At 73.5% G+C, this 600-nt stretch carries 1 protein-coding gene; it reads right to left on the bottom strand.

Features of this window, described 5'->3' with window-relative positions; genetic code table 11:
- Positions 1-600: YcnI family copper-binding membrane protein (locus ACU8YE_RS23975; RefSeq protein WP_446929844.1), on the bottom strand; the 600-nt coding region annotated here is incomplete at both ends.

Genomic DNA, 600 nt, shown 5'->3' with positions numbered 1-600 from the left:
ACGCCAGCCCGCCGAGCACCAGGCCGGCCAGGCCGGCGACCAGACCGGCCACGCCGAACGCGGTGGCCGCGCCGGACTCGGCGTCGTCGTCATCGTCGTCGCCCGCCGCGACCGCCGGCGCGCTCGCGCCCGGCGACGCGGACGCCGGGGCGGCGGCGGCCAACGTGAGCACCGGGGCCGGGTTCTCCGGCTCCTCCGCGCCCGGCGTGGGCTCCTCGATCCAGCGGGACACGTTGCCGTCGGAGTAGGTCTGGAGCACCTTGAACACCATGGTGTCGACCTGCGGCAGCGGCCCCATCGACACCGGGAACTCCTGGAACTCGCCCGGCTTCACCCCGCCGTTCGGCGCGGCGGTGAAGGTGAGCTTGGAGACCGCCTCGGTGAGCTGGCTGCCGTGCACCTCGATCGGCGGGTCGACCTTGCGCTTCTCCACGGCCACGGTCCAGCCCGGCACCGGCATCGTGGAGACCGAGCCTACCGGCGCGTTCTCCGGCAGGTTCACCTCGACCTTGACGGTCGACGCCGTGTCGCTCTCGTTCGGCACCCGGAACGCGAACCGGCCGTAGCCGCCCTGCGTACCCTCCTTGGGGTTGACGGTGA

The organism is Ralstonia sp. VS2407 (assembly GCF_052950655.1).
This window is presented reverse-complemented; position numbering and strand designations above follow the sequence as displayed.